A 26,502-nucleotide genomic window follows, 5' to 3' on the forward strand; every position below is an offset into this window, starting at 1 on the left:
GGTAATCTCTAGAGCGACGTGCCGAGCCGGCGGCGGCGCGGGAAGGCGATGAGACCGAGGCCGTAGAAGCCCGCCCTCATCAGATAGGTGATGGCGATGTAGAGGACCGCGACGACGACATAGGTCTCCAGCGACCGGAACGTGTTGGACTGGATGTTGTTGGCGACACCCGTCAGTTCCTCGGCAGAAATCTGCGAAGCGATCGAGGTCGACAGCATCATCAGGATGAACTGGCTGGAAAGTGCCGGATAGACACGTTCGATCGCCGGCAGGAGAATGATGTCGCGATAGATCTGCAGCTTCGACAGGCCGAGCGCTTCAGCCGCCTCGATCTGGCTCGGATGGATCGAATCCATGCCGGCACGAACGATCTCCGCCGTATAGGCGCCGACATTGATGACCATGGCGAAGACGGCGGCCGCGATGATCGGCAGGCGGATGCCGACGGAGGACAGGCCGAAGAAGATGAAGAAGATCTGCACGATGAAGGGCGTGTTGCGCACAGTCTCGACATAGATGCCGACGAGGGTCCGCAGCGGGCCGATGTTCGAGCGGCGGGCGATGGCGCAGGCAACGCCGATCACCAGACCGATGACGACCGAAAAGACGGTGATCTCGATCGTAACGAACGCACCCGAGAGGAAATCGCTCCAATAGGGCAGCAAGGCCGCAAAATCGAACTGGTACTGCATGTCCTCCTCCATTCCGACCACGCCAATCCAATGACGCGACCTCGCCTTCCCCTGAGGAAGGCGTCATGTCTCCTTCCGGCTGTCGCGTCAGCGCGCCAGCCAGCCTCCATCGACGGGTAGAACCGTGCCGTGCACGTAGTCGGACGCAGCCGACGCCAGGAACACGGCAGCACCGCCGATGTCGCCGGGCTCACCCCAGCGGCCCGCCGGGATACGGGCCAGAATGCTCGCGTTGCGATCCGGATCTTCGCGCAGCGCCGTCGTGTTGTTGGTCACGAAATAGCCGGGTGCGATGGCGTTGACGTTCACACCCTTGCCCGCCCATTCGCAGGCAAGCAGGCGGGTAAGCCCGGCAAGGCCGCTCTTCGAGGCCGTATAGGACGGGATACGGATGCCGCCCTGGAAGGAGAGCAGCGAAGCGATGTTGATGATCTTGCCGCGCCCATTTTCAAGCATGTGGCGGGCAGCCGCCTGCGACAGGAAAAAGGCCGTCTTCAGGTTGACGTTCATCACCGCGTCCCAATCTTCTTCCGTGAAGTCGATCGCGTCGGCACGGCGGATGATGCCGGCATTGTTGACCAGGATGTCGAGCGCTCCGAAACGCTCCAGCGCCTCGGAAACGATCGGCTTGACCGGCTCGATCGTGCCGAGATTGGCCTTGATGACATGGAATTTCACGCCCGCCTTCGCGACAAGGGCCTCCGTCTCGTCCATGGACGAGCGGCCGACAGCCACGATCGAGGCGCCGGCTTCGGCAAGCGCGACGGCAATGCCCTGCCCGATGCCGGTATTGGCGCCGGTGACGACGGCGGTCTTCCCCGAGAGATCGAAAAGAGCCTGCATCGCCATCACCTGAGATCCCCGATGGCGATATGGTCCATATCGGTGAAGCTCTTGTTGTCGCCGGCCATGGCCCAGATGAAACTGTAGTTCTTGGTGCCGGCACCGGAATGGATCGACCACGGGGGCGATATGATCGCCTGCTCGTTGGCAACGAGCATGTGACGCGTCTGCTGCGGTTCGCCCATGAAATGGAAGACGCGCTGGTCGACGTCGAGGTCGAAATAGAGATAGGCTTCCATGCGCCGGTCATGCGTGTGGCTCGGCATTGTGTTCCAGACGCTGCCGGTCTCCAGGCTGGTGAAGCCCATGGTCAACTGGCAGGACTGGCAAACCTCCGGATGAATATACTGGTAGATCGAGCGCTTGTTGGCGGTAGCTGCCTCGCCCGGCGTCAGATGCCGTGCCTTGTCGCGGGTCAGAAGCACCGTCGGGTGGCTCGCATGAGCAGGCGTCGAGACGAGGTAGAATTTTGCGGGATTGCCGGCATCGGCACTTTCGAAAGCGACATCGACGGCGCCTCTGCCAATATAGAGGCAATCGTATTTCGCCAGCGTGTAGCTGGCGCCGTCAACCGTCACGCGGCCGGAACCGCCGACATTCAGCACACCAAGTTCACGCTCCGCGAGAAACGTGTCCTGACCGATCGCCTTGGGCGCCGTCAGCGCCAGACCGGTGCCGAGCGGCGCAGCACCGCCGATCACCATCCGGTCGTAATGCGAATAGGTCAGCCTGATGTCACCCGGCGAAAACACCGTTTCGACCAGGAAGTGACGGCGCAGCGTTTCCGTATCGAAGCCGCGGACCGCTTCGGGGTGGGAGGCGTGTCGTACGTCAATCTGCATTGGAATTGTCCTTCTCTCCTCCGGATGCCCCCATCTGCGGGGCATCCTCAATGAAATAGGCTGGGTCGAGCATCTCGGCCTTTTCGACTTCATGCAGCAGCTTGCCGAGATGGAACTCCATGGCGGCCTTCGCCCCGTCCTTGTCGCCGGCTCGCATGCAATCGATGACGGCGGCGTGCTCCTCGATGACACGCGCCAGGCGGCCCTGCTGCGGCAACGTCAGCAGGCGATAGCGGTCGCTGTGAACCTTGACCTGCTGGATGATCGCCCAGATGCCGGGAAAGCCCGCGATGCTGCTGATAAGCTGGTGGAAATTATTGTCGACGACGTGGAATTTCGCGACATCGCCTTCGCGATGGCACGCATCGAGATCCGAGAGATTGCGCTCCAGAGATCTCAGGCCGGCCGGCGTCATCTTCTCGACCGCGATCGAAACCGTCGTGTCTTCCAGCGCCTTGCGCACAAGGATCGCTTCGTAGAGCGCACGGCGCGGAATGCGGGAAACGAACGTGCCCGATTGCGGGAAGACATCGACGAGCCCGTCATCGGCAAGCCGGATGATCGCCTCGCGGATCGGCGTGCGGCTGACCCCGAATTGCGCTTCCAGCTCCTTTTCGTTCAGGAGCTCCATCGGCTTGCGGCGCAGCGAAACGATGTCGTCGAGAAGCGCATTATAGACGAGCGTTGCCGCCCTCGGAGCCGCCGCCCGCTGGTGCGAAAGTACCGTCACGCCCTGCAGGGAGCGCTTCTTTCGCGTGATGCCGGAAAGCGAACTCATCGCGCACGCTCGCCTGGAAGGATCGAAAATCTGGTGCTTGATGTCATCGGAAACCGCCTCCCTTCGGCCTGATGAAAGAAGTAATATATTAGTATCCAACTTCTGGCAAGCGGCTTTCGCGACTTGAACCGAACTTGACGGGAATGAGGATATCGCCCGGACCGGCTCGCTTCCTGATCGTATTTAATTTGTATTTTTCAATGCGTTACAGAGCCACACACCGGCAGCGCGTTGCCGCCGCCGCACGACTGCTGGCCGAAAGAGCCAGCTTGCGACCGATCGAAGCCTATCGCCGAAGTTTCTGGTGGCAGGACGCCTGGAGATCGATAGGATCATCGCGCATCCGCCTCCCGGGACCCTCATTCGGCCTTCAATCTGGAAAGCCAGCTTCACGAGAATTCCGGAGTTGCGGGTTTGGAAGAGGTATTTGAAACGTGGCGGAGGAGAACGCTTCATGAATTTCATCGACTTGAAAGACAGGGTCGCCGTCATCACCGGCGGCGCGCAGGGGATCGGTTACGCGATCGCCGAGAGGGTAATTCAGTCCGGCGGAAAGGTCGCTCTCTGGGATTCAAACGGCAGCCGCTCGACGGACAGTGCCAGCGCACTCGGTCCGAATGCCCGCGCATTCGAAGTCGACGTGACGGATTTCGATCTCGTCGGCCAAGTCGCTTCGGCAACAGAGGAGATTTTCGGGCGGATCGATTGCCTGGTGAATTCCGCAGGAATTACGGGAAAGGTAAAACCGACGATCGAATATGGCGCCACGGAATGGAGGAACGTCATCGACGTCTGCCTGACAGGAACCTTCAACTGCTGCCGCCATGTCGTTCCGGTGATGCTGAAGCGCAACTACGGCCGGATCGTCAACATCTCGTCGGTGGCCGGAAAAGAGGGCAACCCCAACATCGCAGCCTATAGTGCTGCGAAAGCAGGCGTGCTTGGCTTCACCAAATCCTTGGGTAAAGAGCTTGCAAAGACGGGAATCGCCGTCAACGCCATCACTCCCACAACGGCGAAGACGCCGATACTCGACGGCCTGACACCCGAATTCATCGAATACATGCGGGTCAGAATTCCGCGGGATCGTTTCGCGGAACTGTCGGAGATCGCGGCGATGGTCGCCTGGCTCCTGTCGGAGGAGAATTCTTTCACGACTGCATCGACCTTCGACCTGAGTGGCGGACGAACAACCTACTGAAGAAGGCCCATACTCACCGCCCCTCCAACGATGACGACATGTGAATGCACGGCGTTATGCGAGCGAAACACTGCGCGTTTCGGCATCAACGAACAAAGCGGCGATGGCTGCCAATAACAGCAGGCCGGCAAAAATGCCGATGGTCAGAACGAAGCTCTGCGTCACAAACAGCGCAATCAGCGATGGAGCGAGCAGGCCGCCAAGCCGCGCCATCGCCCCTGCCGCACCCATGCCAGTCGCCCTTGAAGTCGTCGGATAGAGTTCAGGCGTATAGGCGTAGAGCGCGCCCCATGTTCCAAGCAAAGCAAAACTCATGATCAGCAACGAGGCTCCGATCACGAGGCCGGACGATCCGAAGACGAAGAGAAGGCACCCGATCATCGACAGGATACAGAATGCCACCAGCGTCGGACGACGCCCCCATGCCTCGACGCCATAGGCAGCCAATGCATAGCCGGGTATTTGAGCCAGCGCTATAAGCACCAGAAAGCCGTATCCGCGAACAAAGCCGAAGCCATCACCGGCAAGTTTGGGCGGCATCCACGTGAAAATCCCGTAATAGGATATGGACACCAGAAACCAGATCGCGAGCATCAGAATGGTGCGCCGCCTCAACTCGCCGGAGAAAATGCCGGCACCTTTCACGGAAGGTGTTGACGAGACATCGATGCCTTCACCGAGCGGATTGCGGCCGTTGACAGCCGCGATCCGATCAACGATCGCCTTTGCTTCGTCGTTCCGTCCGGTGCGAAGGAGAAAGAGCGGTGATTCCGGCACGAAAAACCGGAGGCCGAAACCGATCAACGCCGGAACCGCAGTCACGGCAAAAATGAACCGCCAGGCTTCTGCAACGCCCGACAGGCTGAGTATCCAGGCGGCGAGTGCCACGACGAGTGTTCCCACCGCCCAGAAGCCCTCCAGCAGGACGAGCCATCTGCCACGGTTCTTTGCCGGCAGAAACTCAGCCATCATTGCATAGTCCACCGGCAACGTTCCACCGACGGCAGCGCCTGTCAGGAACCGCAAAACCAGGAGTATCGCGAAGCTGGGGGCAAATATCGACAGCGTGCCGAAGACGGCGTCGCTGAGGACGGTGGCAATCAACACCCGGCGTCGCCCGATCCGGTCCGCGAGCTTGCCGAATCCCAGAGCCCCGAGAAACATTCCCAGGAAGAAAGCCGTCCCGGTCTGAAGCGCCTGCGGCACGGTCAGTTCAAAACTCGCCGCGATCGACGTCGCCGTAAATCCGACCGCGATAACCTGCATCGCGTCGGCGGCCCACACCAATCCGAAGATGCCCATCAACCGGACCTGAAATCGGCCGGCACCCGCCTGGTCGAGCGCCTCATCAATCGTAATGGTGGCCATTCTTCTCCCCGCTCAGCCAAGGCATCGAGCCTGTCGGGTCCATACTCACGATCGTCACGAATAAGGCAAGTCAATGCGCCGCCCTTTCGCTCCCGTAGCCGATCCCGATATGGCGGACGAATTGGAAAACCCGCAAGCCGGTCGTCCATTTGCGGTATCGGCGGGCATCTCGCTATCCATCGGCTCCTGGTGAAAACCGTTTCAAGACGGGATCGAGGAGGCATCGCGCGAAATGTCCTGCGCCAACGTCTCCCGCACTGCCACTATCCTTCAAAGGAGCGGCAGCCGCTTGATGGCGTATCGCTGCGGCAATTGCCGATGTTCCTTTTGCAGCAGGCATGACAATCTTAAGAAATCATGCGGCATGAACCTCGCATCCCTGCCGTTTGTTTAAACATGGTTAATTTTTTCATTATAAACGTCTTATAGAAGGAACAGAGCGACACGTCCGCGTGTTGGCAGCATGCTGTGGAGGACCCTGAAAATGTTCAAGTTTTTCTCGATCAAGCCGTCGACCGAAGATTTCGGCGCCGATACCGGCACCTATGCCGATGGCATGACCGACCGCTACTACCGCGATCTGACCGGCCGCACCGAACATCGCTTCCGCTCCGCGCATGAACGCGACTACGGCGCAGCCCGCGAGATCGCCGAACATGCGCCGCATGGCATCGTCGGCAACTGACCGGCCTATCGCTTCCTGGCCGATTTCAGGCGTGCAGCGTTTCCTGCGGCGGCCTGCTCCGACTGCTTGCAAGAACAGTTTTGTTGCGGCCCGTTGCCTTGGCGTCGAGAAGGGCCGCGTCGGCGCGGCTGACAAGCGTATCGACGGTGCCTCCCGCAGGTGATGTCGCCACACCGATCGATACCGACACGGCTCCGATGATCTGACCGGAGTGCGAAAGTGCCGCCCCGCCGATCTGTGCCCGCACCTTTTCGGCGAATTCGAATCCGTCCTTCTCGCTGCAGTCAGGCAAAAGAACGGTGAATTCTTCCCCGCCGAAACGGAACGCGCTGCCGATACCGGCAACTGCGCTGCGCAGCACCTGCCCGACATGTTGCATGACCATGTCGCCGGCGTCGTGACCGAACTGGTCGTTGAACCGCTTGAAATGATCGATATCGATCATCAGGCAGGCGAGCTGCTCTTGAGCATTGTCGCGCCCGCGTCGATGCAGCGTGTCATCGAGAAAACGACGGTTGAAGAGAGCGGTCAGCGGATCGCGAATGGCAAGTTCGGTCAGCTTTTCACGAAACTGCAGATTGGCGACCGCCAATCCGACGTTCTCGGCGATCAGTTCCAGATAGAGACGGGCATTGTCCAGCACCGGCGTCTGCCCGTGGCGTTCCTCGAGATAGAGAAGACCGATCATATCGCCCTGCGCTGTCAAAGGGAGGCAGGAGGCCGCTACGCCACTCCCCTCGACATGCTGGCAGGACACGTCACTGTCGCCCGCGCCGCTCATATGCGGTCGGCCGCGCCGCAGACCCCAGCAGGCATTGGCCGGAAAGGCCGTCTGCGCGTTGACAGGCTCCAGCCATGTGCCGACCTGCGCAAGTGCGGACTTATCCTCGTTGAGAATATAGAGACTTCCGGCAATGCCCGGAAAGATCTGCGGCGCGAAGCGCGCGACCACTCCGGCCAGTTCCTGTTGATTTTCACAGGCCTGAAGGCGATGCATCATCTGAAGGATGAGGTCCTTGGTATGCTGGTCAGCCCGTCGCTCCGCGTCCAGGCGCTCGCGCTCAAGTCCGTTTTCCCGAAAGATCTGGATTGCCTCGTTCATCTCGCCGATTTCGTCGCGACGGCGGTCGTCAGGGACCTCAACCGCATAATCCTGCCGGGCGAGCCGGGTCACGATGCCGGTCATGCGGACCAGAGGCACAGCCACGCGACGCCGCAGGATAAAGTAGAGGACGGCAAGGAAGAGCAGGCCGGTCATCGCCAGCATGACCTTGGCAACAAAACTCCACTGATCGCTGCGCCGGCGCGCGTCATCGAGGGCCGCTCCCGTGCGCGTCGCCGTGATATCACGCAAATGACCGGCCGATTCCAGCAGGGCCGTTTGCAGCCGTTCGTGCTCCGGCCCGAAAAGCGCCTGTTGCGCCGCCTGCCGGTCGCCCTTCTGGAAGGTATCGACAGCGGCCGTCTCGACCGCATTGAGCGCCTCGGCCTGCCTGTCTATATCCGCAAGAATGCTCCGTTCCACGACGGATATGTCTCTTGCCGCAATCTGCTTGGCCGCCGTTTCGCGCTGCCGTTCGCTCTCCGTCTCCGCCTTGAAGGCATCGAGATGGCGCTGCTCGCCGCGCATGACGTAGAGCCGCGCCTCATCGCTGGAAACCTCGGCGCCTGTCTCAAGCTGTTCGGTCAGCGTATCGAGCGCGAGATGTTCCTCAACCGCGCGCCGCTCGTCCTCGGCACTGCGTGACGACATGATGAAGGCGGCAGCCGAAAGCGCCGTGAGGATCACGGTAATGCCATAAGCCCAGTTGGTGATCGTCCTTATTCTCATGGCGCCATGCTAACGAAATCGGGTTGAAGGACAACTAAAGGCATCTCTGACACACCGCTGTTGCTATGGCCGTTTGCGAGTAACAGCTGATGTTATTAGCGGGAAATCACTACCGAGAGGTATCGGGGCCGCAACCCGGTGGTCAATCACGGCAAACCAAAGCCGTTGCCGGGGAACGCGTCGATGCCGGGATTGGTTTCAGGCAGGATGATCGAAGAGCCGGGGCTGCGAATTCGAAGGGCGCGATTCGCCCGGTTGGCAGCTTGCAGATATGCGGATTGCAATGATGGCTGGAACGCAATGCGATCCGGCCGCAAATCCGACCGCAGTCTATGTCTGGACGCGGCGAGGACGCCCGCGTCCAGACAGAATTCCGATCAGACGAGATCGAAACGATCCGCGTTCATGACCTTGTTCCAGGCTGCAACGAAGTCTTTCACGAACTTGGCCTTGGCATCGGACTGGCCATAGACTTCCGCGAGAGCGCGAAGCTGCGAGTGCGAGCCGAAGATCAGATCGACACGAGTGCCGGTCCACTTGAGTTCGTTCGTCTTGCGGTCACGCCCCTCGTAAACGCCTTCCTTGCCGGCAACGGGCGCCCAGACGGTACCCATGTCCAGCAGATTGACGAAGAAATCGTTCGTCAGCGTTTCCGGACGCGAGGTAAGGACGCCATGCTCCGGCTTGCCCACCGTCAGCACACGCAGGCCGCCGATGAGCACGGTCATTTCAGGCGCGGTCAGCGTGAGCAGCTGGGCACGATCGACGAGCGCTTCTTCCTGCTTCATGAACTGCGGGCGCTTGCCGTTCACATAGTTGCGGAAGCCGTCGCTGCGCGGCTCGAGCGCGGCGAAGGAAGCTGCATCCGTCTGCTCCTGCGAAGCGTCCATACGGCCGGGGGTGAACGGCACGACGATATCGTGACCGCCGGCCTTCGCAGCCTTTTCGACACCGGCTGCACCGGCGAGCACGATCAGGTCGGCGAGCGAGACTTTCTTGCCGCCGGTCTGTGCCGCGTTGAAGTCCTTCTGGATGCCTTCAAGAACGCCGAGAACCTTGGCAAGCTGCGCCGGTTCGTTGACTTCCCAGTCCTTCTGCGGCGCAAGGCGGATGCGAGCGCCGTTGGCGCCGCCGCGCTTGTCGGAGCCGCGGAAGGTCGACGCGGACGCCCATGCGGTCGAAACCAGTTCCTGCACCGTCAGGCCGGAAGCAGCGACTTTAACCTTGAGATCGGCAATATCCTTGTCGTCGATCAGAGGATGATCGACGGCCGGGATGACGTCCTGCCAGATCAGGTCTTCTGCCGGGACTTCCTTGCCGAGATAACGGGCCTTTGGCCCCATATCGCGGTGGGTCAGCTTGAACCAGGCACGGGCGAAAGCGTCGGCGAATTGATCCGGGTTTTCGAGGAAGCGGCGCGAGATCTTCTCGTAGATCGGGTCGACGCGCAGCGCGAGGTCGGAGGTGAGCATCCGCGGCAGGTGCTTCTTCGAGGAATCGAAGGCGTCCGGGATAGTGGCGCCGGCGCCCTTTGCGACCCACTGATGGGCACCGCCCGGGCTCTTTTCCAACTCCCATTCATAGCCGAACAGGTTCCAGAAGAAATTATTGCTCCACTTGGTCGGGGTCGTCGTCCAGGTGACTTCCAGGCCGCTGCCGATGGCATCACGACCGACGCCGCTGTTGAACTTGCTCGCCCAGCCGAGGCCCTGGGCCTCGAGCTCGCTGCCTTCCGGATCGACACCGACAAAGGACGGATCGCCGGCGCCGTGGGTTTTGCCGAAGGTATGGCCGCCGGCGATCAGCGCCACGGTTTCTTCGTCATTCATTGCCATGCGCGCGAAGGTCTCGCGAATGTCGCGCGCGGAAGCGAGCGGATCGGGCGTGCCGTTCGGGCCTTCCGGATTGACATAGATGAGGCCCATCTGCACGGCGCCGAGCGGCTCCGCCAGCTCGCGTTCGCCGCTATAGCGCTCGTCGCCGAGCCAGGTGCCTTCCGGACCCCAGTAGAGTTCTTCCGGCTCCCAGACATCGGCACGGCCGCCAGCGAAGCCGAAGGTCTTGAAGCCCATCGATTCGAGCGCGACGTTGCCGGTGAGGATCAAAAGGTCGGCCCAGGAAATGCTGTTGCCGTATTTCTGCTTGATCGGCCAGAGAAGGCGGCGGGCCTTGTCGAGGTTGACGTTGTCAGGCCAGCTGTTAAGCGGTGCAAAGCGCTGCTGCCCCTGACCGGCGCCGCCACGGCCGTCGGTGATGCGATAGGTGCCGGCGCTGTGCCAGGCCATGCGGATGAAGAGACCGCCGTAATGGCCGAAGTCTGCCGGCCACCAGTCCTGCGAATCGGTCATCAGCGCATGAAGATCCTTCTTCAGCGCATCGAGATCGAGCTTCTTGAACTCCTCGGCATAATTGAAATCCTTGCCCATCGGATTGGAAAGGGCGGAATGATGGTGAAGCACCTGCAGGTCGAGCTGGTTCGGCCACCAGTCGCGATTGCGCCTGCCGCGTGCTCCGGAATGATCGACGGGACATTTGCCCGTGCTGTCAGGTTTCTGGTCCATAGTTTTCTCCTGTTGCTCCAGACGACCGTTCGACAGCCGCCCTATCCGTTAAACTATTGGGCCTGATTGCGTGCCCGGGCTTTGCCCGGTTCGATCGGGGTCGGCACGCATCCTCCCTCTTGTTCCTTTTTATCGGAAGCGTGTGATAATTTTAAGTTGGATTTACTGATGACCGCGATAAGCTTGCCTTATGACCAATGTGACACTCAAACAGCTTCGGTATTTTGAAGCCCTGGCGCGCCATGGCCGCTTCCGGCATGCGGCCGATGCCTGTGCAATTTCCCAGCCCGCCCTGTCGATGCAGATCAAGGAACTGGAGGAAGAGTTGGGCGGAGATCTCTTCGAGCGCGGCGCACGCGAGGTCAGGCTGACCGCCTTCGGGCAGCTGTTTGCCCTTCGGGTCCGCGACATTCTCCGGGCCGTGGATGAACTCGGCGACCTTGCCCGCGCATCGCAGGACAGGCTGCTCACACGGTTGAGGATCGGCATTATCCCGACCATCGCCCCCTATCTTCTGCCGGCAATCATCAGCGATCTGAACAGAACCTTCGACAATATCGAAATTCAGGTCCGCGAGACGCTGACGGCGCGGTTGGTCCACGAAGTGGCGCAGGGCGAGCTGGATCTGGCGGTCGTGGCATTGCCGATATCAGAACCGTCGCTGACCGAGATCAAGCTGTTCGAAGAAGAGTTCCTGCTTGTCCGCAGACGCGAAGACGAGGGCAAACCGGTGCCGGAACCGGAGGCCCTGCGGGAAATGCGCTTGCTGCTGCTGGAGGAAGGGCATTGCTTTCGCGATCAGGCGCTATCCTTCTGCGGCATCGAATCCACACGTCCGCGGGAAATCATGGAAGGCAGTTCGCTGTCTACGCTGGTGCAGATGGTCAGCGCCGGCATCGGCATCACCCTCATCCCCGAAATGGCAGTGCCCGTGGAAACGCGATCGGCTGATGTGTCCATCTCCCGGTTCCGCACCCCGCAGCCGCTGCGGACGATCGGGATCATCTGGCGAAATTCAACGCCCCTGGTCAAACAGCTCCTGCAGATATCGGAAGTCATCCGCCATTCGGCCGCAGGCCTGCGTCAGTCCTCACTTCCCGTACAAGCCGGTTTCGACGGCTGATTCCGGCTGTTCCACTGGCCAGTCCGCAGGCTGCGCTCTAGCTTCCCGCACTTGAACCGATCGCAGGTAAGATAAGGGGAGCGGCCGAATTGGATCTGGTAGACCTGATGCCGATAACACCCGGATGGGTGGACATTGCCGTTCGTCTGGCCGCAACGATCATAGCCGGAGCATTCATCGGCCTCGACAGGGAGCGAGGGGGGCATTCCGCAGGATTGCGCACGACCATCCTTGTCGGACTCGCCGCCTGTCTCTCGATGATCCAGGCGAATATTCTCCTGGCGACGAGTCAGAGCGCAGAGGGATCGATGGATATTCTGCGCTTTCCCCTCGGCGTCCTGACCGGTGTCGGCTTCATCGGCGGCGGCGCCATCCTGCGGCGTGGCGATATCACGACAGGTATTACGACGGCGGCAACCTTGTGGCTCATCACCGTAATCGGTCTCTGCTTCGGCGGAGGACAGATCGTCATCGGCGCCATCGTCACAATCCTCGCCGTGCTGATCCTCTCTCCCCTCAAGCATGTGGATCGCTGGATTTCAGGCGATCAGAAGGGCACCGTAGCGATCAGGCTGGAAAGGGGCGCGGGAATTCCCGATGTGAAGGCTGCGGCACCGGATCTTTCCGAGGCGATTTTCACGGGCTTGAGGGATATTGAAGACGGGCATCGCGAACTGGTCTACGAGATCAGGTGGAAGTCCGTTCGTGGCGTCCCTGGCGCCGATCAGATTGCCGGATCCCTGGAAAAGAGCTTCCATGTGATGCGGTTCGAACATCGCGCCTCAGCGACATAGGCTACCCGCTCGAGCCCCCCCGTGACGGCCGTCGCTCAGCTTGCGCGTCGCGGCGGCCAATCCTTGAACACGCCCCGCCGGCCTCAACCGTTGGGCAGCCGGTAACCGGGCGGCAGATGTCCGATCTTGACGTGAAAGAGCTTGGTCATGCCTTCGCGCATTTCGGCTTGATCGACATAGCCCTTGTTGTTCGGATCGATGACAGACCAGCGATTTTCGGCGCCGATGGCATCAAAGGCATGGCCGTTCTGATCTGCAAAGCGCGCCTGGCCTGCCAGATATTCGTCCCTCGTGACCTTGCCGTCCTTGTCGATGTCGGCCCATTGCATCTGCGAGCTGGCGAGGCCGTCGTAGAATTGCGCGATACGCTCCTCCTCGCTCGGCAGCGACGATTCATCGACCGTCCTTTTGGGCGCAACCTCGATGTTCTCGTCGTTGACGGAAGGCGCCTTGCGGGGCTTCGGTACGAAGAGGCTATAAACTGAATTATCCGATCCTACTCTCATCGCTATAATATCCTTTCTGGCTGCGGAACGGGGCCAGAAAAGGCAGCAGGGCTTATCCAGACCTTGCCAAAACAACGAATTGGCGTGTTGTGTTACAATTGAAATCAAAAGCTGCGCGCTTCATGTCCGAAATGCGCAGCAGGCACGCCCCTGAGCCAATCGACGAGCCAAACGATCGTTTGCGTTGACCCGACAGCCGGATGGCGGGAGGCTGGTGCGTCGATAGAATGGAGAATGATCTTGCCGTTTCTTGTCCAGAACAACAGCCGGATGCAGCGCTACGAACTGCCGATCAACGGCGATGCGATGGCGATGGCCTATTACAGGATGGAGGGCGACAAGGTCGTGCTCACCCATACCGAAGTTCCGTTCGAATATTCCGGCGCAGGAATCGGGACGAAACTCGCTGACGGTGTCTTTTCGCTGATCCGGAAAAGCGGTCTGAAGGTCGTTCCGCAATGCGAATTCATGGCGCATTATGCTGCAAAGCACCCCGAATATAAGGATCTGATCACCGGCTGATCGCTGATCCCTTCGGCATCCGGACGTCGCTACGGCCGCATCCAGTGCGGCCGCAACCTCACCGATTTGGAGTTATTGCAGCCCGGCCTTGTCGAGACCGTAGAGCTTGTCGGCCGAACCCGGTACAGCCTTGACCGCAACGCTGATGCGGTTCCATGCGTTGATTGCCATGATCTGGAAAGTCAGGTCGGACACTTCCTTCTCGGAAAGCTGGCCGCGAACCTTCTCGTAGAGTTCGTCCGGAACGCCGGTGTCGGACAGCTTGGTAACGGCTTCCGTCCAGGCAAGCGCTGCACGCTCGCGGGGGCTGAAGAGCGTCGATTCACGCCATGCCGCGACGTGATAGAGGCGAAGTTCGCGTTCGCCGTGGATCTTTGCTTCCTTGGAATGCATGTCCACGCAGAAGCTGCAGCCATTGATCTGCGATGCGCGGATTTCGACCAGATCGCGGATCGTCTGCTCGATGGAACTGTCTTTCAGCTCCATCGTGAAGGCGGTGAGCTTCTTAACGAGTTCCGGCGAAAGTTGCGCGTAATTCAGTCTTTGCGTCATGTCATCCTCGTCCTTCGAAAATGCTGATGTTGGGGGCGGACCGCCAAGGCAAACGCCCACGCGCGGTCGTATGATGAGTAACAAGCGCGGTAAAAAGCGGTAGCTAACCATCGGTTGGGGTATAGGCGCGCCATGTCCGCCGCCCTCTCACCCCTTCGCAGCGGACTGCCCGAACTATTTCGTTATGGTTGTAACAGAAGGCCAGCCCGCGGACGGGCCGGCACGGTGAAACCGTTGCAGCGGATTTGCGATCAAGTATCTGATATACAATTAGTTATTTGAACATCGACGTGCAGCATCCACCTCGAACGGCGCAACAATTTTTGATTGATAGCGCCAGTTTCAAGCAAGTTACCGCCCATAGCCCGGGAGCAGTAACAACAGTCTGAGACGGCTGTATTTGCAGAGCGATATTGCGACAACCCGAGCAACGTTCGGGAATTCCTGAAGGCTGCCAATGAATGGCAATGGGCCGGGAGCAATGCCTATTCAAACCCTCTCATATCACCAAAGGAAAAAAGACATGGTTTCTCCAGTTGGCCTCACGCGTTACTACAGCGCCCGAATTGCACTGGGTGTTCTCAAGGATGGAAGTTCGTCATCCGATGAGGGCAATTCCAACAGCACCGCGGGGCGACTTCTGGATTCGCTCGGCATCTCGTCCGGGGGTGCCGGCGCGCTCGATTCCAGGAGCTTGATGCAGCTCATGTCGATGCTTCAGAACCAGCAGAACAATCCCTATGTCAGTGACGAGTACCCACCGGCGGAACCCCCGTTCACGACGATGGGCTCCAGGGATTTCATGACGGCGCTGAAGGACAAGCTCTCTCAAGCCGGCGACGATCCCGCCAGCTACATCAATTCGCAGGACATGCTGCAGGCGCTTAAGGACGGCACCCTGAAGATCACCGACCCGGTCAATGGCGAGACCATCATCGGCTGGGATCCGTCCGTGAAGGGAGCGACCGCCAACAAGCCGGAAACGGTCGGCAAGGATGAGTGGAGCGCCTTTCTGAACGAGCACCTGAAGCGCGGCCCCGATGGATCTTTCGAACGATCGAAGAACGGCGCCTATATCGACGCGAAAACCGGCGAGAATGCCTATTTCGGCAAGGTGAACGGGAAATACTACTACTTCACCTGGCCCGCCGAGGGCGCGGCTGGGGCAGACAAGCCGGCAACAAACTAAGCGACGAACGAGCAGGCGGGGGACCGCCGGGTATCCGACGGTCCAGAGAATTCTCACGTCAATGCGTGCTTCTGCATCTCGGCTTCAATGAAGTCGGAGAAGAGCCGCAGGCGGTAGGTCGGCATCCGTCCGAAGGCATGCACGGCCTGGAACGGCGGGCTTTCCAGTTTGGCACCGGGCAGCAGCTGGACCAGCTCGCCACGATCCAGCTCATCCTGAACGATGCATTTCATCAGATAGGCCGCACCCACGCCGCCTACCGCCGCCATGCGGATCGCAGTACCCGTATCGAGATCCACCTGGCCCGCCGGCATCATCGTCGCGCCATCGGCAAAGCGGATCGGATACGCATTGCCGTCGATCGCATAGCGCGCGAAAGGAATGTCGCGCAGCCTGTCCGCATGGTCGATCGGCCCCCATGTCTTGACGAAGGACGGCGAAGCGACCAGGGCCATCTCCAGATGCACGAGCGTTCGCATCATCAGATCGCTTCCTTCGACCTTGCCGACGCGGAAGGCGATGTCGTAATTTTCGCGGATCAGATCCACGTGCCGATCAGTCGTTCCGATATCGAGCGTGATTCCAGGATGCTGCGGCACGAAACGCGTGAAAATCGCCGGCAGGAGCAGTCTTGCGAGTTCGCTCGGCAGACTGACGCGGAGATGGCCCGTCGCCCCATGTTCCGGCTGAAAGATATCGCCGGAATCGTCGATTTGCCGCAGAAGCGGTGAAATCCTCGCATAGAAGTTTTCACCGTCGGGCGTGAGCGTCAGGACGCGCGTCGAGCGACGAAAGAGCTTCAGTCCAAGCAGGCTCTCCAGCCGGGAAATGCTCTTCGACACGCCCGACGGCGTCGTCCGAAGGTTCCTCGCCGCGGCGCTGAAGGAGCCTGTTTCCACGGTCTTCACAAAGGCGACCAGCCCCGCCGTCTCGCCCAACAAACTACGCATCTATCTATTCGTCCCCGATTCCAGAATTGACAAACGATGCATCGGCACAGGGCTGCATCAGGATGTCGGCAGCGGTCTATATACGGTCACGGAAATCAACCGGCGAGCGGACGGCAGGCAGAATGCCGTCCGACAAGGGCGCCTTCATTCGGGCATCCGCCACCATCAAGCCTGGGATCATCTGGCGCAACTCGGCGCTGCCCAGTTCCTCACGGCCGCGGTGGCGACGCAAGGATCAGCCATGCGCATGATTGCGGAATACCGCTCGAATGGCCTGCAGCAGGTAGGATCGCCGGTGGTCATGCTGCATGGCATGATTGCCGACATTCCCGCTCAATGCCTCCCGATGGGCGAGATTGGCCGCAAGATCTTCAGCGAGTTCGGGGCGCTCGTGGAGGAGTGGTGCAAAAGCCTCCTTGCCGATTTCATAGACCGTCACCCGTGTTACCGCCCGCAGCGCATGGCTCTCCCCTATGCCCGCAAGAAAGCCTCCTTCGCCGAAAAAGTCGCCCGGCGCCAGCCGCGCCGTCTCCCTGTCGTCCTTTCGCATCGAAACGATGCCCGCCTTGATGATCATAAGGCTGGAGAGGGCGTCTCCCTCCTTTGCGATCCCTTCCCCGGGAGAGAAGGTGCGCTTGACCGCCGATGCCGCAAGCACCGTTATTTCGTCGGCGGTGAGCACCGAAAATACCGGTATCGCTTCGATGAGACCTTGCGCCGGGGCGGCGCCGGCGGCCGATAGATTCTGCGCGGAATCCTCGTTTGCCGTGATGACCTTGCTGAGCGGCATTGCAAGCTGAAGTCCGCTGGACTTGCAATGACGGTAGACAAGATCGATCACCTCGCTGCGGGCGACGCCTCGCTGAAGCGGGCTGGTGACCTGAAAATAGAGTTCGACATGAACCGCGCTGGCATCGATGCCGACGAGCGAAACGGCCGGCGGCGGATCCTTGATGATGGAATTGCAGCTATCCAGCACCGTCTGCATGATACCAAGAATGACATGCGGCATGCGTGTCGGGACAATCCGGATCGAGAGTGTGATCAGGTGGTTTTCGTCAGGCTGGCTGATATTGGTCAGCCCGAGTTTGGCAAGCACGCTGTTCGGCAGGACGACGATATTGTGAGCGGCCGTCAGCAGATGCGTCGAGCGCCAGTCGCTTGCAACGACACGTCCTTCCGTGCCGTCGCTGAGCAAGATCCAATCGCCGATGACATAGGGACGTCCGAGCGTCAGAGCAATTCCGGAAAACACGTCGCCCAGCGTGTTCTGCAAGGCGAGACCGAGGATGATGGCAATAACACCCGATGTCGCCAGCAAGGTGCCGATCGGGACACCGAAGACGAACGCCATCACCGACAGGGCGACGCCGAGATAGACGACCGCGACCAACAGGTCCTGAATAAGCCTTGCCTCTCTCGGCCTGCCGTCCAGCACGATGTAGATGCGCAGGAAGCCGACGACGGCCCAGGAGAGATGAACCCACCAGAGGATCTTGGCGGAGACAAAGAGCGCACTCATGCTTTCCAGATGCGGCGGATCGAAGCGAAACGGGACAATCCGCGCGAGAATCAGGACGATCGTCATCGCGGCAAAAAACAGGATCTGGACGATGAGGCGCGCGTTTGGCCGAGAGCGCCCCTGCAGATGCCATACGACGATGCCCGCCACGCCCAGGACATTCAGAAAGATAACAAACGAGACGATTTCCTGCGGCATGCGGTTTTCTCATCGATAAAAGTACGGGGAAAGATGCGCATCCGCCGTCTGGAACGTGGCGACCGGACAGTCGCAAGGCGATCGTTTTCGAGTTCGCGCTCCTGTCGGCTTATGCCGGAGCATGGTCAGGCCTTGGCGATAAGCGCATGACGCGAAGCATAGTCATTGGCCCGTCTGCCCAGCTACTAAAACAAAAGTGGGCTTGACATGACTGTCAGGCTTCCGTGGGGCATGAATCTGCTCGGAATCCCGATCGGCAGGAAACCATTGATCGACTCCGCCGGGTTTAAATTGCCAGCGAGGGGCAAACTTCGGTTTAGTTGAAAGGCAGGCGCCATCTGTTACCATAGGCTGCAGGCTGGGTTCATCATGGAAAACAGGCAATTGCTCGGGCCGCTATTGGCAGCAACGAGGTCGGGGCCTGAAGAATGGAGCGTGCACGCCCTGGGAGCGGACGTGTTTTCATTTTCCATGATGCCAGCGATTTGCAGGGCGTACCGATAATCTCGAAATGCCGGATGAACCGGCGCAATGGTCAGAGGTCTTATGCAACCCGGGCAAAAAACGACGATCGCGATCATAGACGACGACCAGTGTCTGTTGGAATCGCTCAAGGATCTGTTCGAAACCACAGGCGTTGAAAGCCGGACCTACACGTCCGCGGACGCTTTCCTCAGGTCCGGCGACATGCATCATGTGAAATGTATATTGGCGGATGTAAGAATGCCCGGAACCAGCGGCCTCGAGCTGCTCTCTGCCATCGTCAGGGATGGTGGCCCGCCGGTGTGCATCATGACGTCCTTTGCCGATAGCCGCACGGAAGCTGCCGCGAGATCTTCCGGTGCGGCTGCGTTTCTTGAAAAACCGCTGAACTCCAAAGACCTGATGGAATTCGTGGCCTCTGCTGCAAAGCCCTAACCCGATCATGGAATATACTTCGCCAATTTCCTTCGGGACTGCGAAGCCGTTGGTCACTATGCTCACCATCTGCGCAGCAGCGACAACCGGGGGCTCGAGCTTGAGCCCGGACGGGGGCGCTGGCGATGAATGAGGAACAAATGCGTAATCTTGACGGCACGAACCGCCGCTCGCTCGTGAACTGGCTGATATCGGGCATTCGAGACGAGCAGCAGATCGAGCCCATATTTCTGCAATTCTGCGACCGTCTCGTTTGCTGCGGCGTCTCTCTCAGCCGCGCCAGTCTTCATCTTCGCGTTCATCATCCCCAGTGGCTCGGAACACGCGTGGTCTGGGTCAAGGATCACAGGCAGGCAGATATCACGACGATCGGTTACGACGTCGAGGCGACCGACGCTTTTCTCAGAAGCCCCTTTCGCGTCGTCATCAGGAGCGGCGTCGAATTACGGCAGCGGCTTCAGATCCACGGACCGCATCAGTTTCCCGTCTTCGAAGAGCTGAAAGCGGAAGGCCATACCGACTACACCGCATGGCCGCTCGACCATACCCAGGGCAAGAGGCACCTCGCGACGTTTTCGACGAGCGAGCCCGGCGGGTTCACGGACGAGGAGATAGCGCTTTTTCGGGAAATCCTTCCCCTGTTTTCATTGGTCAGCGAAATCCGCCTCAAGAACCAGCTGGCACTGACGCTGCTGCAGACCTATGTCGGACCGCATGCCGGCGAACAGATTCTGGATGGAGCGACGACGCGCGGAAGCGGCATGTCGGTCAATGCCGCCATCATGATCTGCGATCTGAGGAACTTCACGAAGCTTTCCGACCGCCGGCCGCGCGACGAGGTGATTTCCATCCTGAACCAGTATTTCGACGCCATCGCCGATCCGATCGAAAGGCATGGCGGAGAAATCCTCAAATTCATGGGCGATGGGCTGCTGGCGGTCTTTCCCCTTGAACAGGCCGGCGCCTGCAGCGATCTGCTGCAGGCCGTCTTCGAGGCGCAGGAAGCGATCACGAGGCTCCAGGGAACAGCTCGCGGATACGAGATGCGCTACGGCACGGGCATTCATCTCGGAGAGGTGATGTACGGCAATATCGGCTCCAGGAAACGCCTGGATTTCACCGTGATCGGTCCCGCCGTGAACATCGCCTCTCGTCTTGAGGCCCTGACGAAGGAACTGCATCGCCCTGTCCTGATATCGGCGGACTTCGTGCGGATCGCGGGCTGTGCGGATCAGACGGAATGCCTGGGGGCCTACAATCTCAGAGGCTTCGAGCAGCCGGTCGAGGTCCATGCGCTTCGCCTGTCATAGACCGGGCCCTGACATCGCATCGCGAAGCTTCGTTCATCGCCTGAGCCTCGGGCGCTCGTCCACTGTCACGTTGCAATCCAGAATATAGCCGGTTCCGCGCGCCGTCCTGATCAGGCTCGGGTTTGAGGGGTCCGTTTCCAGCTTCCGTCGCAGTCGCAGGACCAGCGCATCGATGCTTCGGTCGAAGACCTCCTCCGAATGGACACGGCTCGCCGCGAGCAACCGTTCACGCGACAGGACCTGTTTCGGTGCATTGAGGAATGCGACGAGGAGATTGAACTCGGTGGCGGTCAGCTTCGTTTCGCCGAGACCCGGTCTCGCAAGTGTCCGCTGGCGCATGGAAAGCGTCCAGTCGCCAAACATATAGGCGCGGCGCTCGCGCCCGGCCTCGGGCACGAGCCTGCCGCGCATCGCCGCCTTCAGCCGCGCGAGGAATTCTCGCAGGCCGAATGGCTTGGTGATGTAGTCGCTTGCGCCGAGCTCAAGCCCGAGCACCTTGTCGGCCTCCTCGATGCGGTCGGCGCTGGTGATGATGACAGGCGCGGTCGAGAGCGCCGCCAGCCGCTGCACGATCTCAAGGGCGTCCTCTCCCTTGAGATTGAGGTCGATGACGAATGCATCGGCCATTTCCATCGAGAGCATGTTCTGCAGTTCCTCACTGCTGCTGACAGCGGTAACGCGAAACGCCTGCTGTGCGAGAAAATCACTGATGAGACTACGTGCGGCGTGATCGTCATCGGCAACGAGGACATGCTGCATGGGCTTCTCCATCCGGCAATGCGAGGAGGCACAGCTCAGCCAGATATAACAATGACTTGCGACCAGTTTGTCGTGAATGGCGCCCCTCCCCGTTCATAGTCGAAGAGACCCCGCCGGACGATCAAACGTCCGTTTAGGTTTCACCGGGAATTCTGCAGGCTTACGGTGATCCTGAACGCCATTCGTCAAATCCTCTGACGATCGGACCGGGGGCTCGGGCTACGGACAATCGCAGATGAAACTCACGTATAGCTTCCCACAAATTGCATAACAGATAGCGTTATCCCGCCTGACTCGACGGCAATATTCCTCCCAAGACGAAATTTCGCGGCGCCCATCAAGCATCGCGGAACAAGGAGACGTATATGGATCCGCAACAATATCGGCCGACGCGCCGAGATACGATGACGGGGGCGATTACACTTGCTGTCGCTGCCGCAACATTAAAATTTTCTCCGCCTGCAATGGCCGACCAGCCGAAGAAATCGAAGGAAGAACATGCCATGAGCAACGAATACGTCACCACGAAAGACGGCGTCCAGATCTTCTACAAGGATTGGGGTCCGAAGGACGCGCAACCGATCGTCTTCCACCATGGCTGGCCGCTCAGCTCCGACGACTGGGATAACCAGATGCTTTTCTTCCTCGGCAAGGGTTATCGCGTCATTGCGCATGACCGCCGCGGGCACGGTCGCTCCAGCCAGGTCAGCGACGGTCACGACATGGACCATTATGCCGCCGACGCCGCAGCTGTCGTGCAGCACCTCGACCTCCGCAACGCGATCCATGTCGGCCATTCGACCGGCGGCGGCGAGGCAACCCACTATGTCGCGCGTCACGGCAAGGGCCGTGTCGCCAAGCTCGTCCTCATTGGCGCCGTCCCGCCGATCATGGTCGAGACGCCGGCCAATCCGGGCGGCCTGCCGATCGAAGTCTTTGACGGCCTGCGCGCAGCTCTGGCCGCAAACAGGTCGCAGTTCTACACCGATCTCGCCAGCGGCCCGTTCTACAGCTTCAATCGCCCGGGCGCCCAGGTCTCGCAGGCCATTGTCCAGAACTGGTGGCGCCAGGGCATGGCCGGCGGCGCCAAGCCCCACTATGACGGCATCAAGGCTTTTTCGGAAACGGACTTCACCGAGGATCTCAAGTCGATCGAGGTTCCGACCCTCGTTATGCACGGCGACGACGACCAGATCGTCCCGATCGCCGATTCCGCCCTGCTTTCGGCCAAGCTGCTCAAGAATGCCACGCTGAAGGTCTACAAGGGCCTGCCGCACGGCATGGCGACAACGCATGCCGACATCGTCAATGCGGATCTGCTGAGCTTCTTCCAGGCCTGATGATTTGGGGCGCCGTCCAGGCGCCCCTTTCAGGCTGCATGAGGATGGGCTTCAATCCTGTCCCGTCCGAAAACTGCCGGCGGGCAATATACCCCAAAACGATCAAAGCCCCTTGCGGGGCTTTGACTATTCCTTGCGGCTTTCGTGGTGGTCAGTGACCCGGAGGCGGGGTGGCCGTCTTGACCCACTCGGAGTAGCGCGTCCGGCCGATCCGCGCCTGGCTGCCCGGCATAAGAGAACCTTCCTTAAGCAGAGCACCGAAATAGCGGGTCTGATCATCGGAGATGACCTCGCGCTTGTCGCCGATCTGCCGCATATAACGGGTGACGGCATCCGCAATCGTGATCGGTTCCGGACCGGCGATTTCGACGGTGGCGTTCAGCGGATTGCCGAGGACGACATCGACCAGCGCGTCGGCAACATCGTCCGAGAAGATCGGCTGCATCATGGCCGGCGAAAGGTGGACCTTGTCGCCCTGCACGCCAGATTGGGCAATGCCGAACATGAATTCGAAAAACTGCGTCGAATGAACCAGGGAATAAGGGATCCCGGATTCCTTGATGATCTTCTCCTGGGCCAGCTTGGCGCGCATATATCCGCTGTCAGGAAGCCGTTCGGTGCCGACAACGGAGAGCGCAACATGATGTTTCACGCCGGCGGCTGCTTCAGCGGAGGCGATGTTGCGGCCCGCGGTCTGGAAGAATTCCATCACTGCCTTGTCTTCGAAAGACGGCGAGTTGGAGAGGTCGACCACGACCTGTGCGCCCTTGAGAACGTTTGCGAGCCCTTCGCCGGTAATCGTATTGACACCGGTTGCCGGAGAGGCGGCAATTGTCTCGTGGCCCTTGGCCTGGAGGCGTTTGACGAGCTTCGAACCGATCAATCCGGTTCCGCCGATAACGACGATTTTCATAATCTGCTCCTTCTTGCTGTACCAAAGTGTTGAAAATGCGCTTCGCCACACAGGCGAGACGGGGCAGCCGCCAGTTCAGGCCGGCTTGTCCGGACCGGACGATGCGCGAGTGGTGACAAGACCGATGCGCGCCTCGAGAAATTCAGGCGATTTCTCTGTAGAATGAACAGGTTGCGCCATCGCTTCGGTCCTGGGTTCTAGTGCATGGATGCTGCCGTCTCGGATCGGCTACCCGGATCTAAACCTAAGCGATTGCTGTCGGACGCATAGCCAAACATACGTTGGGGATCTGTCGGCGGCCTATGCGGTTGACCGGGGTTCAGCAGGAAATGCCCGGCCAGTAACCGGCAGCCATGCCAGCTTTCCGCAAGGCGTTTAACCCCGCTGCAGCTGCTCGACCTTGCGCACCAGATCCGCAAGCGATCGGCACTGCATCTTGCGCATGAGGCTCATGCGATGAAGCTTGACCGTCATTTCGCTGATGCCGAGCTGATAGGCGACCTGCTTGTTCATCAAACCGCTCGCCACCGCATGCATGACCTCCTGCTCCCGCGGGGTGAGGCTATCGGCAAGCGTCTGAACACGTTTCAATTCTTCGTTCGACTTGCGGCGTTCGTCATCCAACCTGATGGCGTGATCGACGGCATCGAGGAGAACCTGGTTGATGAAAGGCTTGGTGATGAAATCGGTCGCCCCTGCCTTCATTGCCCTGACGCTCGTGGGAACGTCCGCGTGGGCCGTAAGGAATATGAGCGGCAGCTTGCTGCCAAGCGCCAGAAGCTGGCTTTGAAGATCGAGGCCCGAGCCCCCCGGCATTCGCATGTCGACGACAATGCAGCCGGGCGCGTTTACATCAGCCCATTTGAGAAATTCGTGGCCGCTTGAAAAGGCTGATGCGCGCTTGTTCGTAACCGTGAAGAGATCGACGAGGGCGCTGCGCATCTCTGCATCGTCGTCGATGACGTAAACGATCGGCTCGGCACTCCTGTCCGTCTTTACCTGAGCGTTCTGCATCGAATTACCTCTTTGGTATCTGGGAGATCCCGGCCGTGACTGCGCCTGTATCCCTCTCGCCACCCTTGTCGGCTCCCGGCGGCAGACCATGCCAGCCGCCGGAGCAAATAGATCGCCGCGCCGGTCTGCATGGTGCCAACCTGCTCAACGAGACGCCAATTGATACCATAGGACAGGCGACGGCGGACGGTACACCTTGGTTTACCATCGCCTGCCGCCGCAAGGAGAACTGCTTGGCCGCCAAAGCCAAACAAGACCGGCAGCAGAGGCTGCCGGTCTTGCCTGCTCGACGACGCAAGCCGGATGGGTTGGACGCTCGACTGCCATTTCGTTGGCCGCAGGATGAAACCGGAAAAACCCTGCGTTCATCATCCCCATCGTGCCCGGTTAACACGGCTCACGGGACTTCAGATACCGATCGATGCCGTGGCTGGCATCCCTAACATAAGTTTTGCCAAACCTTGGTTTGGGCCGACCCTATCCCGCCGGACATTCAACCTTTTCTCGCTGGGAAATAGCAACGCGTGCGCTACCCTTTCTGGCGGTCAACCCAAAACTTCGTTTTATCGATCCGATCCCGCAAACAGTTATCCTTACCGGCATGTCGGTCACTTCCCAGGGGCGTGAGATGAAGATTACGGTTGTCGGTGCGAGCGGGATAATGGGGTCCAAGATCGTTCGCGAACTGGAGCGGGCGGGGCAGACCGTCAATGGAGTATCGACCAGCACCGGCGTCGATGCCTTTAGCGGCGATGGAGTGCAGGCGGCGCTTGCCGAGGCGGACGTGGTGATCGACGTCACCAATTCCGGCTCATTCGGCGATTCAAACGCGCTCGACTTCTTCAAGCAGGCGGGCAAGAACCTGCTGGCAGCCGCGAAGCATGCCGGCGTCGGGCACTACCTTGCCCTGTCCGTTGTTGCGACGGACCGGCTGGTGGAGAACGACTATTTCCGCGCCAAGATGGTTCAGGAAAATCTCATAAGGGCTTCGGGCCTGCCTTACACCATCGTCAGGTCCGCCCAATTCTTTGAATTTTTCGACGGCATCATCAATCTGGCAGGTGACGGCAATGATCTGCGCCTGTCCCCCTCCCTGGTAAGACCGATCTCAGCGGATGAAGCCTCAACCTTGATTGCCAGGATCATGGTCGGCGCGCCCCGCAACGACATCGTCGAGATCGCCGGTCCGGAAGCCATCCAGCTGGATCAATTGGCCCGCGAGATCCTGACGGCAACCGAAGATCCGCGATCGATCGCGATCGATCCAGACGCGCCGTTCTTCGGTGTCGAGCTTGCAAGAACGACACTGCTTCCGGGAACAAATGCCGTTGCCGGAACCGTCACGTTCCACGACTGGCTTTCCCGATCGATGATGGCCGCCTAGCGGCGACGCCTCTGCGGAGGGCAGCAACCGGGAGCGAAAAAGGAGGCACTGAGAAGCGCCTCCTTTTCTTGTGGCCGGAATATGCGCTCTACGCCCGGATGCCTGCAACTCCCTGCCGGCTCGATGAGGCAGCCGCCTGCTGAACCGCCCATAGCGTTGCAAGGATCCCGAATATCGCGGGCAGGCTCACGGCCGGGAAGTCACGCAGGATCACCGACGAAGAGCAGATCCCGACAGCGACTTCCCAAAGATGGAACGCTGCATGCGCGATAAGCCAGAGCGTCGCAGCGGCCCACATCTCGACCCGACGGTTCGGCTTCCAGGCGCCAAAGGCAAAGGCAAGCGCAATGAAGCCCTGGATGATGCCGATATCGCGAATGAAATGCTGGTTGAACATCCCGGTATCGGTGACGCCGGGGATAAAATAGTACCAGCTTTCGGGATCGTAGAGCATGTAAAGGGCGAGCCAGCCGGCAAGCAATATGTTGAAACCGACCATGCCATAGACAATGAATTTCGTGACCTGCATCGCAACCTCCTTGGATAAGCGGACCTCAAAATTAACATTCGAGGCCAGGGCTTACTTCCCAAACCAAGGTTGGGGCGGACTGCGATGCGGCAGCGAAGAGCCGTGCGGCGATCACCATCCGGCCCTCGTGGGTTGCACATTCATCGAAACGCTGCCGTGGGCTGCGCCAATCGGCGGA

The 26,502-nt window shown here is 59.9% G+C and carries 25 protein-coding genes; 10 read left to right on the forward strand and 15 right to left on the reverse strand.

Annotation, left to right across the window (positions count from 1 at the left end; translation table 11 throughout):
• Positions 1-8: 8 nt before the first annotated feature.
• The 4 genes from ACU8HS_RS22260 to ACU8HS_RS22275 all read right to left on the reverse strand — a co-directional run bounded on the left by ACU8HS_RS22260 (position 9) and on the right by ACU8HS_RS22275 (position 3,155).
• Positions 9-692: an amino acid ABC transporter permease gene (locus ACU8HS_RS22260; protein WP_112570615.1), complete on the reverse strand. Its 684-nt coding sequence runs from the start codon at positions 690-692 to the stop codon at positions 9-11.
• Between the two features lie 87 nt (positions 693-779).
• Entirely contained in the window at positions 780-1,535 is a 756-nt protein-coding gene (gene kduD, locus ACU8HS_RS22265) for a 2-dehydro-3-deoxy-D-gluconate 5-dehydrogenase KduD (RefSeq protein ID WP_113413782.1), read from the reverse strand.
• A gap of 5 nt (positions 1,536-1,540) precedes the next feature.
• Positions 1,541-2,377, reverse strand: coding sequence for a 5-dehydro-4-deoxy-D-glucuronate isomerase (kduI, locus tag ACU8HS_RS22270; protein WP_113413705.1), 837 nt, complete (start codon positions 2,375-2,377; stop codon positions 1,541-1,543).
• Positions 2,367-3,155, reverse strand: coding sequence for a GntR family transcriptional regulator (locus ACU8HS_RS22275; RefSeq protein WP_447016208.1), 789 nt, complete (start codon positions 3,153-3,155; stop codon positions 2,367-2,369). The genes kduI and ACU8HS_RS22275 overlap by 11 nt, the downstream gene beginning before the upstream one ends.
• 454 nt (positions 3,156-3,609) lie before the next feature.
• Here ACU8HS_RS22275 and ACU8HS_RS22280 point away from each other — a divergent pair, with 454 nt between their 5' ends.
• The gene (locus tag ACU8HS_RS22280) at positions 3,610-4,356 is read left to right on the forward strand and encodes an SDR family oxidoreductase (RefSeq protein ID WP_113413707.1); all 747 of its coding nucleotides are present in this window, start codon (positions 3,610-3,612) and stop codon (positions 4,354-4,356) included.
• Between the two features lie 54 nt (positions 4,357-4,410).
• On the opposite strand, the gene ACU8HS_RS22285 is transcribed toward ACU8HS_RS22280, so the two are convergent.
• On the reverse strand, positions 4,411-5,724 hold the full coding sequence (locus ACU8HS_RS22285; RefSeq protein WP_113413708.1) for an MFS transporter: 1,314 nt from the start codon (positions 5,722-5,724) through the stop codon (positions 4,411-4,413).
• A gap of 484 nt (positions 5,725-6,208) precedes the next feature.
• Here ACU8HS_RS22285 and ACU8HS_RS22290 point away from each other — a divergent pair, with 484 nt between their 5' ends.
• Positions 6,209-6,409 (forward strand): hypothetical protein, encoded by a 201-nt coding sequence (locus ACU8HS_RS22290; RefSeq protein WP_112570125.1) that lies wholly within the window; start codon positions 6,209-6,211, stop codon positions 6,407-6,409.
• A gap of 25 nt (positions 6,410-6,434) precedes the next feature.
• Here the strand turns inward: ACU8HS_RS22290 and ACU8HS_RS22295 are convergent, their stop codons facing one another.
• Both ACU8HS_RS22295 and katG read right to left on the reverse strand, forming a co-directional pair.
• Positions 6,435-8,240 carry a diguanylate cyclase gene (locus ACU8HS_RS22295; RefSeq protein ID WP_447016209.1) on the reverse strand — a complete coding sequence of 602 codons (1,806 nt, stop codon included), beginning with the start codon at positions 8,238-8,240 and terminating at the stop codon, positions 6,435-6,437.
• A gap of 377 nt (positions 8,241-8,617) precedes the next feature.
• Complete coding sequence (gene katG / locus ACU8HS_RS22300) at positions 8,618-10,801, reverse strand: catalase/peroxidase HPI (RefSeq protein ID WP_113413710.1); 2,184 nt, start codon at positions 10,799-10,801, stop codon at positions 8,618-8,620.
• A 190-nt stretch (positions 10,802-10,991) separates the two neighbouring features.
• On the opposite strand from katG, the gene ACU8HS_RS22305 reads away from it, so the two are divergent.
• Complete coding sequence (locus tag ACU8HS_RS22305) at positions 10,992-11,924, forward strand: hydrogen peroxide-inducible genes activator (protein ID WP_112703518.1); 933 nt, start codon at positions 10,992-10,994, stop codon at positions 11,922-11,924.
• Between the two features lie 89 nt (positions 11,925-12,013).
• Positions 12,014-12,718 (forward strand): MgtC/SapB family protein, encoded by a 705-nt coding sequence (locus ACU8HS_RS22310; RefSeq protein WP_447016210.1) that lies wholly within the window; start codon positions 12,014-12,016, stop codon positions 12,716-12,718.
• A gap of 83 nt (positions 12,719-12,801) precedes the next feature.
• On the opposite strand, the gene ACU8HS_RS22315 is transcribed toward ACU8HS_RS22310, so the two are convergent.
• A complete protein-coding gene (locus ACU8HS_RS22315; RefSeq protein ID WP_112753833.1) occupies positions 12,802-13,224 on the reverse strand; it encodes an EF-hand domain-containing protein in 423 nt (140 codons plus the stop codon).
• A 240-nt stretch (positions 13,225-13,464) separates the two neighbouring features.
• Between ACU8HS_RS22315 and ACU8HS_RS22320 the strand changes: the two genes are divergently transcribed.
• The gene (locus ACU8HS_RS22320) at positions 13,465-13,746 is read left to right on the forward strand and encodes a GNAT family N-acetyltransferase (protein ID WP_447016211.1); all 282 of its coding nucleotides are present in this window, start codon (positions 13,465-13,467) and stop codon (positions 13,744-13,746) included.
• Between the two features lie 72 nt (positions 13,747-13,818).
• On the opposite strand, the gene ACU8HS_RS22325 is transcribed toward ACU8HS_RS22320, so the two are convergent.
• On the reverse strand, positions 13,819-14,298 hold the full coding sequence (locus ACU8HS_RS22325) for a carboxymuconolactone decarboxylase family protein (protein ID WP_112570137.1): 480 nt from the start codon (positions 14,296-14,298) through the stop codon (positions 13,819-13,821).
• Positions 14,299-14,821: 523 nt separating this feature from the next.
• Between ACU8HS_RS22325 and ACU8HS_RS22330 the strand changes: the two genes are divergently transcribed.
• Positions 14,822-15,487 (forward strand): hypothetical protein, encoded by a 666-nt coding sequence (locus tag ACU8HS_RS22330; RefSeq protein WP_447016212.1) that lies wholly within the window; start codon positions 14,822-14,824, stop codon positions 15,485-15,487.
• A gap of 53 nt (positions 15,488-15,540) precedes the next feature.
• On the opposite strand, the gene ACU8HS_RS22335 is transcribed toward ACU8HS_RS22330, so the two are convergent.
• Both ACU8HS_RS22335 and ACU8HS_RS22340 read right to left on the reverse strand, forming a co-directional pair.
• Positions 15,541-16,437 carry a LysR family transcriptional regulator gene (locus ACU8HS_RS22335; protein WP_447016213.1) on the reverse strand — a complete coding sequence of 299 codons (897 nt, stop codon included), beginning with the start codon at positions 16,435-16,437 and terminating at the stop codon, positions 15,541-15,543.
• Between the two features lie 235 nt (positions 16,438-16,672).
• Positions 16,673-18,157, reverse strand: a complete 1,485-nt coding sequence (locus ACU8HS_RS22340; RefSeq protein ID WP_447016214.1) for a cyclic nucleotide-binding domain-containing protein — start codon at positions 18,155-18,157, stop codon at positions 16,673-16,675.
• 531 nt (positions 18,158-18,688) lie between these two features.
• Here ACU8HS_RS22340 and ACU8HS_RS22345 point away from each other — a divergent pair.
• Together ACU8HS_RS22345 and ACU8HS_RS22350 are read left to right on the forward strand one after the other, a co-directional pair.
• Entirely contained in the window at positions 18,689-19,075 is a 387-nt protein-coding gene (locus tag ACU8HS_RS22345; RefSeq protein WP_447016215.1) for a response regulator transcription factor, read from the forward strand.
• Between the two features lie 140 nt (positions 19,076-19,215).
• Positions 19,216-20,385 carry an adenylate/guanylate cyclase domain-containing protein gene (locus tag ACU8HS_RS22350; RefSeq protein WP_447016216.1) on the forward strand — a complete coding sequence of 390 codons (1,170 nt, stop codon included), beginning with the start codon at positions 19,216-19,218 and terminating at the stop codon, positions 20,383-20,385.
• Positions 20,386-20,418: 33 nt separating this feature from the next.
• Here the strand turns inward: ACU8HS_RS22350 and ACU8HS_RS22355 are convergent, their stop codons facing one another.
• Positions 20,419-21,144: a winged helix-turn-helix domain-containing protein gene (locus tag ACU8HS_RS22355; RefSeq protein WP_447016217.1), complete on the reverse strand. Its 726-nt coding sequence runs from the start codon at positions 21,142-21,144 to the stop codon at positions 20,419-20,421.
• A gap of 503 nt (positions 21,145-21,647) precedes the next feature.
• Between ACU8HS_RS22355 and ACU8HS_RS22360 the strand changes: the two genes are divergently transcribed.
• Positions 21,648-22,484 carry an alpha/beta fold hydrolase gene (locus ACU8HS_RS22360; protein ID WP_447016218.1) on the forward strand — a complete coding sequence of 279 codons (837 nt, stop codon included), beginning with the start codon at positions 21,648-21,650 and terminating at the stop codon, positions 22,482-22,484.
• A 151-nt stretch (positions 22,485-22,635) separates the two neighbouring features.
• Here the strand turns inward: ACU8HS_RS22360 and ACU8HS_RS22365 are convergent, their stop codons facing one another.
• The gene (locus ACU8HS_RS22365) at positions 22,636-23,397 is read right to left on the reverse strand and encodes an SDR family oxidoreductase (protein ID WP_377312540.1); all 762 of its coding nucleotides are present in this window, start codon (positions 23,395-23,397) and stop codon (positions 22,636-22,638) included.
• A gap of 375 nt (positions 23,398-23,772) precedes the next feature.
• A complete protein-coding gene (locus tag ACU8HS_RS22370) occupies positions 23,773-24,411 on the reverse strand; it encodes a response regulator transcription factor (RefSeq protein WP_112703510.1) in 639 nt (212 codons plus the stop codon).
• 628 nt (positions 24,412-25,039) lie between these two features.
• Here ACU8HS_RS22370 and ACU8HS_RS22375 point away from each other — a divergent pair.
• Positions 25,040-25,795 (forward strand): SDR family oxidoreductase, encoded by a 756-nt coding sequence (locus ACU8HS_RS22375; RefSeq protein WP_447016483.1) that lies wholly within the window; start codon positions 25,040-25,042, stop codon positions 25,793-25,795.
• A gap of 88 nt (positions 25,796-25,883) precedes the next feature.
• On the opposite strand, the gene ACU8HS_RS22380 is transcribed toward ACU8HS_RS22375, so the two are convergent.
• Positions 25,884-26,324, reverse strand: coding sequence for a hypothetical protein (locus ACU8HS_RS22380; RefSeq protein WP_112753846.1), 441 nt, complete (start codon positions 26,322-26,324; stop codon positions 25,884-25,886).
• Positions 26,325-26,502 lie beyond the last annotated feature (178 nt).

The sequence above is a fragment of the Rhizobium sp. KDH_Rht_773_N genome (genome assembly GCF_052946295.1).

Excerpts from the sequence above, each read along its gene's own strand:
- katG (WP_113413710.1), bottom strand. The coding sequence starts at position 10,801 with ATGGACCAGAAACCTGACAGCACGGGCAAATGTCCCGTCGATCATTCC.
- ACU8HS_RS22325 (WP_112570137.1), bottom strand. The coding sequence starts at position 14,298 with ATGACGCAAAGACTGAATTACGCGCAACTTTCGCCGGAACTCGTTAAG.
- ACU8HS_RS22290 (WP_112570125.1), top strand. The coding sequence starts at position 6,209 with ATGTTCAAGTTTTTCTCGATCAAGCCGTCGACCGAAGATTTCGGCGCC.
- ACU8HS_RS22305 (WP_112703518.1), top strand. The coding sequence starts at position 10,992 with ATGACCAATGTGACACTCAAACAGCTTCGGTATTTTGAAGCCCTGGCG.
- ACU8HS_RS22345 (WP_447016215.1), top strand. The coding sequence starts at position 18,689 with ATGGTCAGAGGTCTTATGCAACCCGGGCAAAAAACGACGATCGCGATC.
- ACU8HS_RS22365 (WP_377312540.1), bottom strand. The coding sequence starts at position 23,397 with ATGAAAATCGTCGTTATCGGCGGAACCGGATTGATCGGTTCGAAGCTC.
- ACU8HS_RS22380 (WP_112753846.1), bottom strand. The coding sequence starts at position 26,324 with ATGCAGGTCACGAAATTCATTGTCTATGGCATGGTCGGTTTCAACATA.
- ACU8HS_RS22340 (WP_447016214.1), bottom strand. The coding sequence starts at position 18,157 with ATGCCGCAGGAAATCGTCTCGTTTGTTATCTTTCTGAATGTCCTGGGC.
- kduI (WP_113413705.1), bottom strand. The coding sequence starts at position 2,377 with ATGCAGATTGACGTACGACACGCCTCCCACCCCGAAGCGGTCCGCGGC.
- ACU8HS_RS22280 (WP_113413707.1), top strand. The coding sequence starts at position 3,610 with ATGAATTTCATCGACTTGAAAGACAGGGTCGCCGTCATCACCGGCGGC.
- ACU8HS_RS22375 (WP_447016483.1), top strand. The coding sequence starts at position 25,040 with ATGAAGATTACGGTTGTCGGTGCGAGCGGGATAATGGGGTCCAAGATC.
- kduD (WP_113413782.1), bottom strand. The coding sequence starts at position 1,535 with ATGCAGGCTCTTTTCGATCTCTCGGGGAAGACCGCCGTCGTCACCGGC.
- ACU8HS_RS22355 (WP_447016217.1), bottom strand. The coding sequence starts at position 21,144 with ATGCAGCATGTCCTCGTTGCCGATGACGATCACGCCGCACGTAGTCTC.
- ACU8HS_RS22370 (WP_112703510.1), bottom strand. The coding sequence starts at position 24,411 with ATGCAGAACGCTCAGGTAAAGACGGACAGGAGTGCCGAGCCGATCGTT.
- ACU8HS_RS22350 (WP_447016216.1), top strand. The coding sequence starts at position 19,216 with ATGCGTAATCTTGACGGCACGAACCGCCGCTCGCTCGTGAACTGGCTG.
- ACU8HS_RS22335 (WP_447016213.1), bottom strand. The coding sequence starts at position 16,437 with ATGCGTAGTTTGTTGGGCGAGACGGCGGGGCTGGTCGCCTTTGTGAAG.
- ACU8HS_RS22315 (WP_112753833.1), bottom strand. The coding sequence starts at position 13,224 with ATGAGAGTAGGATCGGATAATTCAGTTTATAGCCTCTTCGTACCGAAG.
- ACU8HS_RS22275 (WP_447016208.1), bottom strand. The coding sequence starts at position 3,155 with ATGAGTTCGCTTTCCGGCATCACGCGAAAGAAGCGCTCCCTGCAGGGC.
- ACU8HS_RS22295 (WP_447016209.1), bottom strand. The coding sequence starts at position 8,240 with ATGAGAATAAGGACGATCACCAACTGGGCTTATGGCATTACCGTGATC.
- ACU8HS_RS22360 (WP_447016218.1), top strand. The coding sequence starts at position 21,648 with ATGAGCAACGAATACGTCACCACGAAAGACGGCGTCCAGATCTTCTAC.
- ACU8HS_RS22330 (WP_447016212.1), top strand. The coding sequence starts at position 14,822 with ATGGTTTCTCCAGTTGGCCTCACGCGTTACTACAGCGCCCGAATTGCA.
- ACU8HS_RS22285 (WP_113413708.1), bottom strand. The coding sequence starts at position 5,724 with ATGGCCACCATTACGATTGATGAGGCGCTCGACCAGGCGGGTGCCGGC.
- ACU8HS_RS22260 (WP_112570615.1), bottom strand. The coding sequence starts at position 692 with ATGCAGTACCAGTTCGATTTTGCGGCCTTGCTGCCCTATTGGAGCGAT.